The sequence below is a fragment of the Desulfatiferula olefinivorans genome, assembly GCF_054657895.1.
Window position 1 is genome coordinate 1 of sequence record NZ_BAAHXV010000057.1, and the last position, 17,685, is coordinate 17,685.

Here is a 17,685-nt window from a genome sequence, read left to right on the forward strand (position 1 = left end):
ACCTTCAGTGAGCAACGCGAACGGGTGGTTTAACAATTGAAAAATCACCTCCAACTTGAGGGAAGTGCATAACCAGATTCGACTTTTGCCGTTCACGTTTACGATCACGAGCACGTGCACGTGAACGAATGGGACATGCGGTTGCCGTGGTCCCAATGGCCCGGCCGCTTGCGGCGGGGTTGTTTATTGGTGCTTTGCAATCAGCCCTTCCACCATCGCGTCACCCGGTCCGTGATGTTCCGGGGGTCTGACATCAGGGCGTTTTCAAGGTTTTTGGCGTAGGGCACCGGACACTCGGGGGCGGCCAGGCGAAGGGGCGGCCGTTTGAGCAGGTGGAACCCGGAAAGGCAGACCCGGCTGATCACTTCGGCCCCGATGCCGCCGGTGGCCGTGCCTTCCTCCAGGGTCGCCAGATTCCCCGTGCGGCTCACGGAGTCAAGAATGGTCTCGGTATCCATGGGGTAGAGGGTCAAAAGATCGATGACCTCGGCGTCGATTCCCCGGGCGCTGAGACTCTCCGCCGCGTCCAGGGCCGCCTGAACCCCCAGAAGATGGGTGACCAGGGTCAGGCCCCTTCCCCGCCGCACCACCCGGGCCTTGCCTAAAGGCAGGATGTAGTCGCCGTCGGGCACCGGTCCGCTGGACGCGTACAGCAGTTTGTGCTCGAAAAAAATTACCGGGTTGTCCGAGCGGATGGCGGCCTTGAGAATGCCCTTGGCCGTGTAGGGATCCGAAGGTGCCGCCACGATCAGGCCGGGAATGCCGAAGAAAAAGCGCTCCATGCTCTGGGAATGCTGGGCCGCCATGCCGATGCCGCTGCCCACCGGGGTTCTGATGGTCAGGGGGATGCTCACCTGGCCCCCGGTCATGTACCGCAGCTTGGCCGCCTGGTTCATGACGGGGTCCATGCAGCAGGTGAGGAAATCCCCGAAGAGGATTTCGCACACGGGCCGGAGGCCGGTCATGGCCGCGCCCACGGCGCCGCCCACAATGGCGTTTTCACTGATGGGGGTATCGATGATCCGTTTTTCTCCCAACGTTTCCACCAGCCCTTCGGTCACACTGAAATAGCCTCCGAGCCGCACGTCCTCCCCCCAGAGAAAGACCCGCTCGTCCCTTGCCATTTCTTCGGCCAGGGCCGAATTGATGGCCTGGGACATGGACATGGACGGCCCTGTGATGTCGCTGCCGACGGTCCCCTGGAACAGGTGGGGCGGATCGGGGCTGTAGATCCGGGTGAACAGCTGGGCCGGCTCGGGTTCCTTTGCCCTTTGCGCGAAACTCACCGCTTCACGGATCGTCCCGTCCACGGCGGAGCGGAGGGCGTCCAGATCGTTTTTCGAACAGGCCCCCGAGGTGATCAGTTCGTTTTCAAGCCGGAGGATGGGGTCCTTGGCCATGAAGGCCTTTTTTTCCTCGCAGGTCCGGTAGCGTTCGGGCTCTCCTTCCATGTGCCCGTGCCAGCGGTAGGTCAACAGTTCGACCCCCCGGGGCTTTCCGTCCTTTCGCATCGCGTCGATGATTTCCGCCAGCGTTTCCAGCACGGTTTTCGGATCATTGCCGTCGATTCGGAACGACGGGATATTGTAGGCGGCAAGCCGTTTGCTGATATCTGTTTCCGCCGAATGACGCTCGATGGACGTAAATTCGCCGTAAAGGTTGTTTTCGATGACGACCAGAAGGGGCAACTCGAACACGGCGGCCATGTTCAGGGCCTCGTGGAACATGCCCTGATTGACCGAGCCGTCGCCGGCGAACACCACGGAGATATCGTCCCGACCCTGGTAACGGATGGTCTGGGCCGCTCCCAGGGCCAGCAGATAGCCCGCCCCCACGATGCCGTTGGCGCCCAGGATGCCTAAACTTCCGTCGGTCACATGCATGGAACCGCCCTTGCCTTCACACAGACCGTCGGCTTTGCCGTACAGCTCGGCCATCATCCGGTTCAGATCCGTTCCCTTGGCGATGATGTGGCCGTGGCCCCGGTGGGTGGTGTTGATGTAGTCGCTGTTTCGAAGGTTCATGCAGACCCCGGCCGCCACCGCCTCCTGGCCGATGGACAGGTGGATGGCCTCCGAAGGAATGTCGCCGTTTCGGAACCCTTCAGACAGATGCTGTTCAAAGGCCCGGATGGTCAGCATGATCCGGAAAAGATCCGTCAGGGTGGGAGCTTGATCTTTCAACGCCGCAGGCGCGATGGCCCTGGGCTTTTCCTTGTGGTTCATGGGGAAGACGGGGAGGGCGTCTGTGTCGATTTTCTTTTTTTGTCTGAAAAAGGACGGCAGGCCCCGCCAGACCCGCCTTGCCGATTTGGTTTTCGCGGCCGCCAGAAGGTCCGTGCGGCCCAGTTCCGTCAGCACTTCGGGATAAAGGGCAAAGGCCGGTTTGATGGCCGGAAGCAGCTTGAGGGCTTTCTGCACCGACCCTTTGGCCACGATTTTTCGACCGGCCAGGGCCAGGGGGACGTTCAGGTTTTCCATCCAGAACGCGTGCCCCGTGTCCGAGCTGAGGATCATTTCCACATCGGCAGCGGGAGGGACCGGCGGATCCCACAGCACCTCCCTGCGGCCGTCACCGACCGCGATGAACATCCGGGTTTTGATATCGGTGAAGCGGAATTCCACCACCAGCGACAGCTCGGACAGCGTGTCCACGATGGCCGGCGTGTTGAAAATTTTTGCCCACAGGCGGGACAAAATGGTCTGAAGTTCCTGTTTGTCTTTATAAATTCCCATGGTGTTCTCCTTAAATTAGGGGTTGAGGGCGGCCATCAGGGCATCATGATATATTTCAGGATTTTTTTCTGGATCGCCATGGGCGCAAGGCGGCGCAGCAGAAGCAGGAGGCCCATGCCCCGGCCGTCCACATGGATGGCCCGGCGGCCCAGGGAGGCATAGACCAACTCCGCCGCATCACGGGGCGTCAGCCGGGCACCCAGGGTGTTCAGGCTTGCCGCCCGGGTGGGCGTATCCAGAAGGGGTGTCCTTACGTAGGGCACCCGGATGTCCGACACGCGGATGCCCAGCCGTTCGAGTTCCATGTTGAGGGATTCGGTCAGGGAGGACACCGCCGCCTTGGTGGCCGAATACGCCGCAAGATGGGCCGTGCCGTACACCGAGGAGGCCGAGGACATGCTGATCACCCGGGCGCCGGGTGTCCGGGCCAGGTGGGGCAGGGCGGCATGGGTTACCTGCAGAAGGCCCTTGAGGTTCACGTCCACCACCCGGAGCTGCTCCTCGATGGACAGCTCGTCAAAAAAGCCCGCCTTTAAAATACCGGCGTTGTTGAATAAAAGGTCGAACCGGCCACCGGTTTTTTCGACAAAAAAATCGATGGCCCGCCGGACCGACGCCCCGTCGGACACATCCAACGGACCCCGGCAGCAGCAGGACTCTTTGAGGTCGCCGGCCAGCCGTTCCAGCCCGGCCGTGTCGATGTCGAACAGTCCGACATACCAGCCCTTTTCCGCAAACAACCGGGCCGTGGCCTCGCCGATGCCCGATGCCGCCCCGGTGATCAAAACCGTTTTCATGGATGTCATACGATGTTCTCCCTGATGATGTGATGCGTTTGAATGAATGGACGAATCCGTTTGTTGAGCGTGAACGGACTTAACGTGAACTATAGTTCATGTTTTAATCGCAGATCGATCGGTCCGTTGTCAATAAAAAACATGAACTATAGTTCGAATTTTCTTGCCCCCCGGTAATTTTCGTACTACCTTTGCGGTCTCGTAAAACGACGATTCACAAGGAGAAAGACGCGGATGGATAAGGGCAGAACACGAAACACGGAGGCTAAAACAGCCCCCAAAACCCGGGAACCCCGGCAGAAGCGCAGCATCGAAAAGAAACAGAACATCATGGCAGCGGCCATGACCCTGTTTGCCCGCAAAGGGCTCCACGCCGCCACATCCAAGGACATTGCCGCCGAAGCCGGTGTGGCCACGGGCAGCTTTTACTCGTATTTTCCGGACAAGGGAAAGCTTCTGATCGACGTGCTTGAGATCTATCTGGACGATCATTTCGAGAGGATCTGGACCGCCTCTGCACCACCGGACGGCCTCTCCCCCCGTGATCTGATCCGTCACTACATGGAAAACCTGCTTGACGCCTATCGGGTGGCTCCCGGCTTTCACCGGGAAACCCACGTGCTTCGCTACTCCGACCCGGACGTCAAGGCCCTGTATGACCGGGAAACCCGGCGTGAGCTGGACCAGATCGCCGACGTCCTCTCCCGCTTCAGCGACCGGATCGCCGTCGACGACATGGAAGCCGCCGCCATCGTGATCCACAGCGCCGCCGAAAACCTGGCCCACAAAATCACCTTCATGGGCACCATCGACACCCATCGCCTGATCGCCGAATTCACCGACATGATCCACCGCTACCTCTCACGCCCCTGAGGCCGGTGACGATCACGCCTTTAGAACCTCCGGCCTCCCGCTCCGGCACGGAAACCCGCCACCTAAATAACGACAATGGGCTATCACAACCCTCAGGCAGACGACCAAGCTCCGGACAATCGGAAGACAAATTATGTAATGTGATACATAATCGGAAGATATTGCGACTGTGGGTGATTTATAACTTACTTAAATAATATTAAGTTATGTCATTTTTACCCGACACGTGCTTTAGGACGAACGTTCAATACTGAATTACCCAGTCGTCAAAAATTATGGCGTTTTTTCATCATAAATGACTCAAAAAAACAGCTGTTAAGTAACATGCGAGGAATTTCTATTGGCATAATAAATGCATCGTTCGCAAAAATTCACACGTTCAAGTCAGAGTTGTTTTAATGATGACCGAGTCGGTGGGGCCGGGTCTGTTTCAAAAAATTGATCAAACCGTGAGACAAAATGAGTAGGTATGCGTTTTATGGGTATGAAACGCATGCAGGCTGATCTGAGGGGGGAATGGACACAATCAGGCGTTTGGAGGAGCTTTACAAAACAAAGTATCGGCTGTTTCTATTCATCGGAAGGACGCACGGGCTCAGTCCCGACGCGTCGGGTGATGCCGTTCAGACCGCGTTTGTCAAAGCTTTGGGTAACAGCCGGCGTATTGAATCGATGTCTGACTCGGAAGCAAGAGGGTATATCGTTGCGATCATACGAAATGAATGTTTCAATTTTTACAGAAGCGAGAAACGGTATGCCACAGCGATCATGGAACGTCATGATGACGACAACCAGGCTGTTTCCGTGATGGAAAATGTAGCCGATCTATCGCTTTCCCCGCTCGATGAACTGATCGTGAGGGAAGAAAAACGGTTGAGGGATCAGGCCGTCATGCGCCTTCCTGAAAAATACCGGCAGGTGGTGGGGTTGTCCCTCGAGGGATACAAACGACGGGATATCGCCCGTTTGCTCGGCATCGACAAGACCAACATCCATAACCTGAAACATCGGGGGATGATCCATTATTATTCAATTGTTGAAACGATGGGTTTTTAGACACACGACCATGTCGTTAACTTAAGACTCTAAGAGTAGGACTAAGTAGGATGGGCAAAACAACGCGTGCCCATCAATCGGTAAGACATTGAGAGACAGGCACCATGACGGACGACATAAACCAAAAGATTGACGAGCTTCTTGAAGGAAAGACTTCCGTTGAGGAAAGCCAGGCTATCCTCTCGAAGCTCAGTGACGCTGATGTCGAACAGCGGCTCAAAAATTCTGATTCCCGTCAATCCTTCGAAACATATAAGCAGCGCCATCCGTTACCGGACCTATCCCTGTACCCTGTTTCTGACCGTCACATCGATGCGTCATGGCGCAGTGTTGTCGAAAAAGCCCAAAAGCCCCAGCCTTACCACCGGGTGTTCGCCTCGAAAATCAAGGAAATACGGCAAAGCGTTTTTACATCGAAAGGCAGGCTGCCCCGATACGGGTGGGTGGTGGCGGCCCTTATCGTTTTTATCCTCACACCGGCTGTCTATCTGAAAAATGTCGTTCACACGCCCGACTTTCATGGCGCCATGCGTGGGCCCACGGTCAGCCACAGGGCCACCTTTGAATATTCCATCCTTGGCCCGGACCAAAAACTACACCGGCCGGATCGGGGCCTTCACGACGGAGATACCCTTTTCTTCCGTGTTGACGCCCTGGCAGACGGGTATTGCAGTCTTTACATGCTCCATGATGGGCGGGCCGATATCATCGTGTCCGATCAGTTTCTGAAAGAGGGCCATCATGATCTGACCACCGGCTACGAACTTTCGGGCAATCGGGGCGACAATACGATTGCGCTTGTTTTTTCGGTCCTGCCGATGGCCATGGACACGGACTATATCGTTGCTTCGATAAATAATAAGGTAAAGTCCATGACCGTGAATGACACGTCGGTGTCCATTTTTCAAAGAGAGCTGCGGGTTGAATGACGTGACGGACATGATGAAACATTGCGGCAGGGTATTGATTTGGCTCGGACTGGTCACCGGTACGTTTCTCCCGGCTTCCCACCTGTGGGCGGACGCCAAAGGCCGTGTCGTTGAATATCCGAAGATTGACATCGATGATGCCTATGAACCCAAGGTGCTGGGCTTGTTCATCGGCATCCAGGAGTATGATGATCCCTTCTGGCACGATCTGAAATACCCTCAAAAAGACGTCCGGGACATGGTTTCGTTTTTTTCGAACAATGAAACCCTGAATCTGGATGAGGCCATGATTCTGACCAAACCCTCAGACACCACACGCGAGGCGATCTGGGAGAACAAGCTCAAGGAGTTCTCCTACAAAAATTCATCGGAAAAGGATGTGGTGATCGTCTACGTCTCAGCCCACGGGACGGTCACCCTCGGTCCATCAGGCTCTTCAGGCGATCACGGCGAAAGCCCGGCCCTTGAAAAAGAGCCCTATCTGTTGACCAGCGATTCCAAAGAAGGCGCCATACCGGATACGGCGATCCCCCTGAACCGTTTCATCTCATGGTTCGGGTCACTGAAATCCAACCGGAAGGTCCTGATTCTGGACACCTGCCATTCCGGACGGGGCGGAAAGTCCCAGCTTGATCCCTATCAGGCCAAAATGCTTCGGTCGACCAAAGGCGTTCTGTACAAACCCATCGAGGATTCCTGGGCCAGCATCATCCTGTCTTCCTGCCCCTTCGGTGGAACGAGTTTTGAAGATCAGCGTTTGGAAAACGGCGTGTACACCCATTTTCTGCTGGAAGGCATGCGCAAGGGCGATCTGGATGGGGACGGGGCCGTCTCCATTTTCGAGGCCCACAATTACTCTATCGACAAAACCCGCCTGTTTACCGCTGAAAACTGGAAAATAAAACAGGTCCCCACGGCCTATTCGGAAGTCCGGGGCAACAACCCGATTTACGTCAGCGGGAAGCCCCAGCATCCCGGAGTCCCGGTTCTATCCGCGTATTCTGCAGAAAGTCAGGGCGTCGAAATCTATGTCAACTGCAGGATGAAGGGGGTGTTTCCCACAGGCGTCCCCATGGATCCGGGACTGCACGACATCGAATTCAGAAAAAACGGCAAGACGCTCTATTCCGATCGTGTCGCGTTTAAACCCGACTGTGATTACTTGTTCGCACCCCTAAGAAACGCACCGTTCTTTTCGAAAACCCGAACCGTCATGATGGCCGAGCTGGGCTACCGGGGCTACCGTCGCGACGGCATGGCCGAAGACCTCGTCCCCGATGTGCCGACGGCCGGTTTTTCATTTTTTCGTCAGGGTGATGTCAAGAGATGGTTGGGGTTTTCCCTTGGCATGGATTTCGGCCGGGGTGAGCACGTGGATCAGACGGCCGTGAGGGTGGGCCCGAGATACACGGCACAGTTCGGCAACATGCTGTTCATGGCCGGACCGGATCTGATGGCCCTGTCGTTCCGATACAGCAAAAACACCATCGGTGATAAAACCGTCGACTCAACCATGAATTTTCTGGCGCCGGGCGCGGAAGTCCTGATCCGGTATGATCTGAAACAGCGGTTTTCAGCCGTGGTGGGCTTGCGAGCCCACCGGATCTCTTACTCCTTAAATGATGAGGACCAAGCCATCATGGCCGGTCAGGTCTTTCTTGCCGGAGGATATACTTTTTAACGTTTATAAAAAATTAAACGGAAGATGAGACAAATTTAAACCCTGCCCGTTTCACAGGTAGACACAGCAGCGAGGGATTTTGGCACGAACGCATCAACGGAACCGGAGACTCACCATTCTTTTTCTTCTGCTCATATGCGGCCCTGTTTGGGGATACGGATGCACAAGCGGCCATGCACGGGATGTGGACCCGGAGGAACAGACGCTTCCTTCGGAAAACCCCGGCGAAGGAGAGCAGGCCGAGGCCAACGCAAGACCCGAGGCGCGACTGACCGCCGACGGCGGGCCCCTTGTCTTCGTGGGAACGACGGTTCACCTGGACGGTTCCGCATCCTTCGACCCGGACAACGACCCCGTGACGCCCTCCTGGTCCTTTGTGAAACCCGAATCAAGCCAGGCGACCCTGACCCTGACGAATTTTCTGACCTGTGAGTTTACGCCGGACGTTGCGGGAACGTACACGGTCACCTTAATCGTCGAAGATGACAAGAACCTGAAAAGTGAGGCGGCGAGTTTCCCGATCGAGACAACCGTCGACCCCGTGACCGGGCATGATCTGCGCGCCAATGAATTGAGCGCCGATGGGAACGCCGATCCGGGTGATACGGTTTTTTTTGACTTGGAAATCATGAATCTCGGTGACTATTTCGAGACCATACAGGTTGAAATAACCGTCTCCGGGCCGGAGTCTTCCGAGGCCCTGCCCCCTGTTTCAGTTGGCACGATCGACGCCCATACAGATCTTCAGGTGTCCCAGGGCGACTTGTCCTATACCTTCCCGGCCCATGCGGCCCAGGGCTATTACAGTTTCCAGGCCAGGGTCTTTTCCGATGCCGGTGATGAAAACTGGCAGAATAATTATTCCACTACAACCGTCTACGTCGGTGACTTGCAATACATCGAGACCAACGCCTATCAATACGACTACAAGCTGATTTACTGGGACGACAGCCTGTCCCTGCCGGATGAGATTAATGCCGGAGGATATGGCTGGCTGGAATACAACGGCTACACCATCGCCTTTTCACCCAATACCACGGATGACCGAACGTATATCCACATCAAAAATGAACTGGGGGTGACCCTTGCATCCAGCGAACGAGTCTATGCGGGCCGGTGCTATCTCTACGACAGCGGCAAGCTGATGGTCAATTATGACATGAATGCCCCCACCATTGAAGCCATGGGCATCGAAGTCGGCATGGCCGTTCCCGGTGTTGTTACAATAACCCCTGAAACTATGACCTGTGAGGTGGGCCAATCCACCACCATGGAAATCAACCTGGGGGTTCCCGGAGCCTGCTGTTTTAACGATGACATCTATGAGTATCAATCGACGCTATACTTTCTTATTAAAAATAACAGCGATTATCATAACACAGTAATCAGTGCCAACAGTAGAATCACGGATGATGGCTGGGATATGGATCTTACCCCTCTTGTTGCCGGAACGCATCAGTTTGTTTTGGAATTGGATGGGGAGGGTGATGCGGAGTTTTATGTTTTTGGGGAGTTAATCGCTGATACACCATAGGACGTTTAAGTGAATTTTTATTTCGTATTGATTATGGATTTGTTGTTTTTATATTTTTTTGCTCTCTTAATTACAAAGGGCACCTAATCTGTTGAGAGGAATAATTTATGGGTAAAAAATATGCTCAAATTATCAGTGTGTTAATAGTATTGTTGCTTGGTGCAAATGTTCAAACGTCTTTCGCTTCAGACAATATTGCAAAATTTTATGATGAGAACGGTAATCAATGGGATTTTGAAACTGATTCAGGATTTTCAGAAACATATGAGGAATATGTTAACCCTAATAATTACATACAAAGTGTGAAATTTTATAAAAATGGGCAAGTATCATATGCACCTGAATCAATCCAGAAATTAGCACTGTCATGGGTTGCACATTATTTTGACGTTCAAGTAGCGCCAATCGGTTCAGTCCCTTCAGAAATTTGGTTGTCTGATGAACGATATTGGGTGATGGATTGTTGGGAAAGTCTTTCGGTTGCGTGTCAGGCTGCAAAAACAGATTTTGATGAGTCTGAGAGACAAAAGATATATGAAGAATTAATTTACAATGCAATTACAAGTGCAGATATTCCTTCTCTACTTGGCACAGAGTATGTAAAAATCACTGATGGTAGTGAGCTTTTTGCATCATCTTTGAGTAATGATATGGTCGATGGATTGAAAGCAATCGGTTTTGCAGGTCAGATTGGATTGAAAGGCAAGGATTATTTGGAGAAAGCAATAGAAATATTGAGTGATAATCCGTATATTGAGTTGCCAAAAAATGCTGATAAAGTAGCTAAGTTAGCAAAACTGATGAAGTATGCTGGAAAAATATCAGATTCATCTGTTAATGCTTATCAATACATTGCAATAAGGGAATATCTTGCATCATCTGAAAAAATTTCTAATCGAATAGAACTTGTTTTAGATGTGAAGGCATATGCGCAAAGTCTCAATGTTGCAGATAATGCATTTTGTGATGCTGTTGATAATGTAATATATAGAATAGAAAATGAAGAAATAAATTTTGTATCAAATTTGGCAAATAAATTATCAATTCTTGGTGTTGACACTTTTACAGAAGAAATAGTTGATTTAATCACTGATAAAAAATTTGTATTATCGACTTTAAAACAAATGGAGAAAGTCTTACATGTATCTGAAAAAATGTCAGATCAAGTCTCAAAAAAAATTGCGTCAGGCATTGCTTCGGGAATTACTGCAGGGTTGGAAGCACATAAATTATACGCTATTACAACTGAAACATGGCGACGGGTATTTATTTCCTATACGTTAAACCAACTTTTCAATGAATATCGTTATAGTGACTCATATAAAAGTTTATATGTAATTGATTCAAATGATTATGTCTTGAATGATTCATTGCATAATGAAATTCGTTCGAGCTACCATGATTTGGTTTTGAGTCTTTCAAAGGCTTACTATGATAGTATTCTGATACTTGTTGATAATCAATGGAATGATTTTGTTGTTGAATTAGTAGATAATTCATTATCGACTATATCTGAGCCGCAGTTGTATGCTTTACACTTTGCACCATCAGCGATTAAGTTTGGTTCAGAGGCTTCAAAACAATTAGTTCGGCTTGGGCAAAGTGATGAAATTAGTGCTGCAAAAGATGATGTTCAAAATATTATTAATAAATCTTCAACAAGAGGTAAGGCTTTATCGCACTGGAGTAGCCTATTGGCTGAATATGAGATTAATAATGCCCCTGCTGAAAATGATTTGACTAATAACCTACCTGTTGCAATCATTCGATGTAACTATTATACCACTAATATTAGTACACAAATTCAAGTTGATGGATCTTCATCATACGATCCTGATGGAGATCCTATTGCTGATTATGAATGGCAACTCAGTAAACCTCAAGGAAGTGGTGCAAGTTTATCGGGGGCAGGTAGTTCCATAACATTTGTTCCTGATATTGTCGGGGCGTATACTATTAATTTAGTTGTAAGTGATGGTGTTGGCACAAGCATAAAAGCTCAGTCCACTATCAATGCAACTTATACCTATGATGTTAGTCCGATAACGCTCCCTGAACAGTATTTGCTCGGAAGTGCCTCAACTGGTTCTTCCGGACCTGAAAATTGGACTAATGCATGGTCTTTTACTGTTAGTGAAAATATTGAATCCATTTATGTGGTAAGATTCGGTGGATCTTCCACATCTTCCCTGGGAATAGCTGTGCGAAAAGGGAGTGCACCCACAGTTGAAGAACACCCATATTCACCTGATGATTATATTTGGGATGATACAGATTATGAAGGTGTTCTGGATGGACAAGTTCGAGAAGAAATTAACATTAATAATCCGAGTTCTGGAGTTTATTATCTAAGAGCCTATGCTTTTGGGGATGGTTTTTCAAGTGCCCGGATATATTATCAATTAAAAGAAAATGCTGATTTTGATGACGATGGTGTGCCAAATGATGTCGATGAATTCCCAAATGATGAGGATGAACAATACGATTCGGATGACGATGGTGTCGGGGACAATGCTGATAAATTTCCAAATGATGTGGCTGCCTCAATAGATACAGACAACGATGGTTTTCCTGACTCTTGGAATACTGGGAAAAGTCAAGCTGATTCGACGACTATGCTGACTTTGGATGTTTTTCCTAATGATCCTTATGAATGGGCAGATAGTGACAATGATGGCATTGGAGATAACAGCGATACCGTAGATGAAAATTTTGCCCCTGTTGCTATAGTTGTAACGAGTAATCTGAATGTTGATGTTGATACTCCTGTTTCATTGGATGCTGCCACTTCTTATGATCCCGATGGTGATTCAATTGTGAGCTATTCATGGTCATTAATATCGCCGAGTGATAGTAGCTCTGTTCTTTCTTCGCATAAGGGAGAATCTGTTGCTTTTACTCCGGATGTTGAAGGGAAGTATACTGTTGTTTTAAACGTTTCTGATGGGGAAAGCACGAGCCAAACATCTGTCGAAGTCGCTGCAACAAAAACATATGCCCAAGATGAATTAGTCGTTTTGGAGGAAGGGAAAATATACATAGAAGATATTGGGGTTGAGCCTTGTACAATAGATAATGTCCAAATTGTAACAATTCCAGATGGTGAGATATGGTCCGAAGTAAGATTTGTGTATAGCTCTCCACGTGATTTAATCATTTTGGCTAGCGTTGGTGAGTGGCCTGGTTTTAGAAGCGGCGATGAAGATAAATGTTCTAACGGATACATGCCAAGATTTGATGCAGATTTTAAGCATGATTTTTACGACGATGGCTCCGGATTTGACCATGAATGGAGCAGGAAGTTTTATCCGGGAGACAGGATCTATATTTCGTTATTCAGCTTTGATGGATATACAGCCTCATATGGTATTAATGGGAATGTTGAGGTTGATAAAGATCAGGACAACGACGGAGTACCTGACGAGAAGGATGCTTTTCCCAATAATGCTTCCGAACAGTACGATTCTGATAACGATGGTTATGGTGACAATGCCGACCAATTCGACAATGATCCTGCGGCATATCTGGATTCGGATGAAGATGGTTATCCAGACTCATGGATTTCAGGAAAAACACAATCAGATTCCACATTAGGTTTAACTTTAGATGCATTCCCCAATGATTCATCTGAGGGGTTAGATTCGGACAATGATGGAGTCGGCAATAATGATGACAAATTCGATGAGGATTCGTCTGCCTCGGCTGATAGTGATGGTGATGCCTATCCTGATGAATGGAATGATGGAAAATCCGAAAGTGATTCAACTACAGGTTTGAGACTTGATAAATTCCCTACCGACCCTGCTGCCGCTGTAGATGATGATGGTGATGGCTACCCCGATTATTGGAACACCGGGAAAACAGCAACGGATTCTACCACTGGCCTGACCCTTGATTGGTTTTCAGATGATGGTTCAGAATGGGCCGATTCGGATCATGACGGAGTTGGAGACAACAGCGATTGGGCACCTGAAGATTATACTGAATGGGCTGATTCGGACGGCGACGACGTGGGTGATAATGCCGACGCTGCCCCCGATGATCCAAACAGGCAGACCAACTCAGTTCCAGTGATCGTGACCATCGAAAACCATTCCATGGATGCGGGTTCATCGAGAACCCTTACCGTATCTGTGTCAGATGACGATGGGGATTTGATAACACTTCAGCTCGTATCGGCCCCTTCTTTTGTTGAATTGAATGGCGGTCAACTCGTTATCAGTCCATCTGCATCGGATGCCGGGACCTATCAGGTTATTCTTAAGGCGGTTGATGGATTCGGCGGTAAAGATTCGGCCACTTTCATGATAGAAGTCGTTGCATCCGTGACCCCCAATGCGGGCGATGATCAATCGGTCAATGAACATACAATGGTCACCCTCAATGCTTCAGCTTCCACAGCATCGGGCGGAAAACAGATCGTCTCTTATCTGTGGGAACAGACCGACGGGACAGCCGTAACGATTGGAAATGCTTATGCGTCCGCTACAACCTTTACAGCACCCGATGTCGATAAAAACGGCGATACCCTGACATTTAGACTGACCCTTGAGGATAATGACGGTGAGTCTTATACCGATACCTGTACTGTCGAGATCCTTTGGGTGAATATAGCCCCTGTTTCCAATGCTGGTGCTGACCAGGTTGTCGATGAAGGGGAGATGGTCTCACTGAACGGAACCAACTCCACGGGTGTGGATGACGAAATCGTTTCATGGCAGTGGGCTCAGGTGTCAGGAACTCCGGTTGACATTTCCAATGGAACAACGGCAACAGCATCGTTTACGGCACCCGATGTCGATGAGAATGGAGAAACACTGGAATTTGCCTTGACCGTTACAGACAGTGGTGGGCTTTCGGCAACTGCCAATTGCCTTGTTCAGCTGACATGGGTCAATATCCCACCGGTTGCGGATGCCGGGCCAAACCAGACCGTCCAGGAAGGGCAAGTCGTATTCCTGAACGGAGGAAATTCCACGGATAGCGATGATGGTCTTGCAAGCTGGCAGTGGGAAATTATCGGAAGACCCGATATTGTCCTCAATAATGGGGATACATCCACGGCTTCGTTTACATCACCGGACGTTCTTATGGATGGTGCGGCGCTTTCATGTCGCCTGACGGTCACGGATACGGCCGGATTGAGAGACACGGATATGTGCATTGTCAATGTGTCCTGGGTCAATGAACCACCTCATGCTGATGCAGGGCCTGCCCAGACAGCCATTGTCGGTGATACGGTGGTGCTTGATGGGAGCAATTCAACGGATTCCGACGACGGGATCGCTCATTATCTTTGGTCGCAAACCTCTGGAACGGCAGTGACTTTGTCCGATGTGACGAGTCAGAATCCTTTATTTACTGCACCGGATATCAATGAAGACGGTGCGGCATTGACGTTTGAACTTAAGGTGACCGACACTGCAGGGCTTGAGGACACAGAAAACTGCATTGTCAACGTCTTTGGCGAAAACGATCCGCCTATCGCACATGCCGGAAACGATATGAGCGTTATGGAAGGCACAGTGGTCGAACTGGACGGATCTTATTCATCAGACCCCGATGACGGTATTGCTTCCTATCGCTGGACTCAGCAAAATGGAATCGCGGTAACACTGGATGATCCCACCGCCATTATGCCCCGTTTTACGTCACCGGATGTAGGCCCTGAAGGCGCTTCACTTGAATTTGTCCTTACCGTTACGGACGGTGCGGGAAATAAATCGACCGATTCCTGCGTTGTCAATGTAACATGGGAGAATATACCGCCTGTGGCTGATGCAGGTCCGGATCAGTCAGTTATGGAAAGCCACACGGTCACTCTGAATGGCTCTGCTTCCATGGATTCGGATGACGGTATAACAACATATTCCTGGAGACAAACTGCAGGCCCATCCGTAACCCTTTCCGAACCTGAGGCGGCGCGACCGAGGTTTGTCGCGCCTCCCGTGACCTCGACCGCGTCTATATCATTTGTTTTGACTGTTGAAGATGCCGGGGGGTTGAGAGGGACGGATCAGGTCGATATAACGGTTTTTTCAAATGGTATTTCTGGTTATGATGATACATGTCACGCCGTGCAATCATCAACAGGAAAGACCTTTGGAATCAAGGCCGAAGATGATGGGGATATTGTTCTGTTAAAACCCGTTAATCCTGATGATATTCCTGAATCTTCATTGAAACCACAAAATTTGGTTTATGGTTTGTTAGATATTGAAGTAAAAGTCACGAAACCCGGTAATCAAGCGACCGTTGTAATAATCTTTCCTGAACCCGTTCCATCCGGCTTCAGTTGGGTAAAATACTCTGAAAAAGACGGTTGGACAGATTATTCAGACCATGCCGTTTTCTCAGAAAACCGAGACAGGGTTACGATCACGTTGGTTGATGGGGGGATCGGGGATGACGATGGCGTAGCAAATGGCATCATCCACGATCCTTCGGGAGTTGGAAATTTGAATGTTGTCAAAGAAGGTTCCGATGACGATGACGGTGGCGGCGGCGGTGGAGGCTGCTTCATCAACTCGCTCTTTTGATAAAAGGGTTTACGATTTTATTAAATCGCAATCAGGTTATTCCCAGTGAAAACTATGAATCTTCTACTATAGTTGATTTCAAGAGCTTTTCACTGGGAATGGCTATCAATTTACCATATCAAACGAGATAATGATTGAAGATTTTAAATACTAAGAGAGCTTTTATGATAATAAAGTATTTAGTTTATATAATATTTATTTTTATTTTGACAGCTTCAAATTCCTCCGCAGAGCAGAAGATTGCGTTGCTTATCGGGAATAGTGATTATCAGTTTTCACCATTAAAGAATCCCTGTAATGACGCAAGAGACTTTTCTCAAGAATTGATAAGATTAGGATTTAAAACTACATGCCTAACTGATGCGACTCAGGAAATTATGATTAAAGAGATTGGAACGTTTGAGGAAAAACTGAATCGTAAAGGTGGGGTTGGCTTGTTTTATTACGCTGGCCACGCCGTTCAGTATGATGACCAGAATTATCTAATTCCAGTTGATGCACAATTGAAGAAAACTATTTCACTTTCAACGTCAGCAATTAAACTTCAAGATATCCTTATGTCACTGGATAATAGAGGTACTTCGACTAATATTATAATTTTAGATGCTTGTAGAAATAATCCATTTCAGAATTATGTAAGTTCCTCAAACGGTGTCCTTACGCGATCTGCAGGAAGGGCAGTCGTAATTAAATCACCTAAAGGCCTTGCAACAATTAATACAAAGCCAGGTAGCTTTATTGCCTATGCGACGGCACCCGGAATGGAGGCAGATGATGGCATGGGTCGAAATGGTATATATACTAAGTATATCTTGAAGCATATTAGAACTGAAGGCCAGTCTATAGAAGAGTTGTTTAAAAAAGTGAGAGCAGAAGTTCAGCGTGAATCGAACGGTAGCCAAATACCTTGGGAAAGATCGTCATTGCTTAACGAGTTTTACTTTGTAAAGGCAAAAAATGGTGGGAAGCGAAGGGTTTTTGGCGCGTTTTAAAGCGATATAAATATTATTTTAATTAAAAATTATTTCAAATATTTTAAAATTATAGGTGTATTTTTATGAAAACTGTAAATACTTCAATAATCGTTGTCGTTTTAATTTTTTGTTCTACGTTGGCCTATTCACGTGAATCAATAATAGATCTTCAAGCAGGCGATGCCATATCTTTAAGATTGGAATCAGGCCTTTCACATTACTGGGGCAACTTCGAAGGCCTCAGTGAAGGTTCGGATTTTTCGTTTGGCTATGTTGATGCGACATTGGGCTTGACGCTATTCAGGGAACGAATGATTCTTGATTTATACTATAGGAAAAGTATTGCCGACACTAAGAATCAATGGGAGGAAATGGATCAGGATTTAGATCGTAAAGAATATAATGTAACTTTTGGTTTTCAAGCAACAGAAACATTTTCACCGTTTTTGGGCATCCGGCATGCAAAGACGGATGCTACGCAATATGAAGTTTTTGGAACAACACATTTTATATTTGAAACTTTGGGGGCGACATTAGGACTTGCATATGGATCGGCTCAACTTAAAG

10 protein-coding genes are annotated in these 17,685 nt (G+C 49.1%); 8 read left to right on the plus strand and 2 right to left on the minus strand.

The genetic code is table 11. The features are described 5' to 3' along the window. Positions 1 to 200 precede the first annotated feature (200 nt). Positions 201 to 2,735: a thiamine pyrophosphate-dependent enzyme gene (locus ACYQ11_RS21025; RefSeq protein WP_459925799.1), complete on the minus strand. Its 2,535-nt coding sequence runs from the start codon at positions 2,733 to 2,735 to the stop codon at positions 201 to 203. Positions 2,736 to 2,770: 35 nt separating this feature from the next. Further along, a complete protein-coding gene (locus tag ACYQ11_RS21030; protein ID WP_459925800.1) occupies positions 2,771 to 3,541 on the minus strand; it encodes an SDR family oxidoreductase in 771 nt (256 codons plus the stop codon). 225 nt (positions 3,542 to 3,766) lie between these two features. Between ACYQ11_RS21030 and ACYQ11_RS21035 the strand changes: the two genes are divergently transcribed. From ACYQ11_RS21035 to ACYQ11_RS21070, 8 genes are all read left to right on the plus strand, one after another. Beyond that, a complete protein-coding gene (locus ACYQ11_RS21035; RefSeq protein ID WP_459925801.1) occupies positions 3,767 to 4,405 on the plus strand; it encodes a TetR/AcrR family transcriptional regulator in 639 nt (212 codons plus the stop codon). Positions 4,406 to 4,921: 516 nt separating this feature from the next. Then, positions 4,922 to 5,461, plus strand: coding sequence for an RNA polymerase sigma factor (locus ACYQ11_RS21040; protein ID WP_459925802.1), 540 nt, complete (start codon positions 4,922 to 4,924; stop codon positions 5,459 to 5,461). A gap of 104 nt (positions 5,462 to 5,565) precedes the next feature. After that, positions 5,566 to 6,390: a hypothetical protein gene (locus tag ACYQ11_RS21045; protein WP_459925803.1), complete on the plus strand. Its 825-nt coding sequence runs from the start codon at positions 5,566 to 5,568 to the stop codon at positions 6,388 to 6,390. 10 nt (positions 6,391 to 6,400) lie between these two features. Continuing rightward, positions 6,401 to 8,071 carry a caspase family protein gene (locus tag ACYQ11_RS21050; protein ID WP_459925804.1) on the plus strand — a complete coding sequence of 557 codons (1,671 nt, stop codon included), beginning with the start codon at positions 6,401 to 6,403 and terminating at the stop codon, positions 8,069 to 8,071. A gap of 184 nt (positions 8,072 to 8,255) precedes the next feature. Continuing rightward, complete coding sequence (locus ACYQ11_RS21055; protein WP_459925808.1) at positions 8,256 to 9,605, plus strand: PKD domain-containing protein; 1,350 nt, start codon at positions 8,256 to 8,258, stop codon at positions 9,603 to 9,605. Between the two features lie 107 nt (positions 9,606 to 9,712). Beyond that, positions 9,713 to 16,144 (plus strand): PKD domain-containing protein, encoded by a 6,432-nt coding sequence (locus ACYQ11_RS21060; RefSeq protein WP_459925805.1) that lies wholly within the window; start codon positions 9,713 to 9,715, stop codon positions 16,142 to 16,144. Positions 16,145 to 16,278: 134 nt separating this feature from the next. Next, on the plus strand, positions 16,279 to 17,136 hold the full coding sequence (locus ACYQ11_RS21065; RefSeq protein ID WP_459925806.1) for a caspase family protein: 858 nt from the start codon (positions 16,279 to 16,281) through the stop codon (positions 17,134 to 17,136). 65 nt (positions 17,137 to 17,201) lie between these two features. Further along, positions 17,202 to 17,685 (plus strand): hypothetical protein (locus tag ACYQ11_RS21070; protein ID WP_459925807.1); only part of this gene is annotated, 484 nt, incomplete at its 3' end.

Bases quoted from the DNA above. Each gene is read 5' to 3' on its own strand.
- ACYQ11_RS21045 (WP_459925803.1), top strand. From the start codon at position 5,566: ATGACGGACGACATAAACCAAAAGATTGACGAGCTTCTTGAAGGAAAG.
- ACYQ11_RS21040 (WP_459925802.1), top strand. From the start codon at position 4,922: ATGGACACAATCAGGCGTTTGGAGGAGCTTTACAAAACAAAGTATCGG.
- ACYQ11_RS21025 (WP_459925799.1), bottom strand. From the start codon at position 2,735: ATGGGAATTTATAAAGACAAACAGGAACTTCAGACCATTTTGTCCCGC.
- ACYQ11_RS21050 (WP_459925804.1), top strand. From the start codon at position 6,401: ATGATGAAACATTGCGGCAGGGTATTGATTTGGCTCGGACTGGTCACC.
- ACYQ11_RS21030 (WP_459925800.1), bottom strand. From the start codon at position 3,541: ATGACATCCATGAAAACGGTTTTGATCACCGGGGCGGCATCGGGCATC.
- ACYQ11_RS21060 (WP_459925805.1), top strand. From the start codon at position 9,713: ATGGGTAAAAAATATGCTCAAATTATCAGTGTGTTAATAGTATTGTTG.
- ACYQ11_RS21035 (WP_459925801.1), top strand. From the start codon at position 3,767: ATGGATAAGGGCAGAACACGAAACACGGAGGCTAAAACAGCCCCCAAA.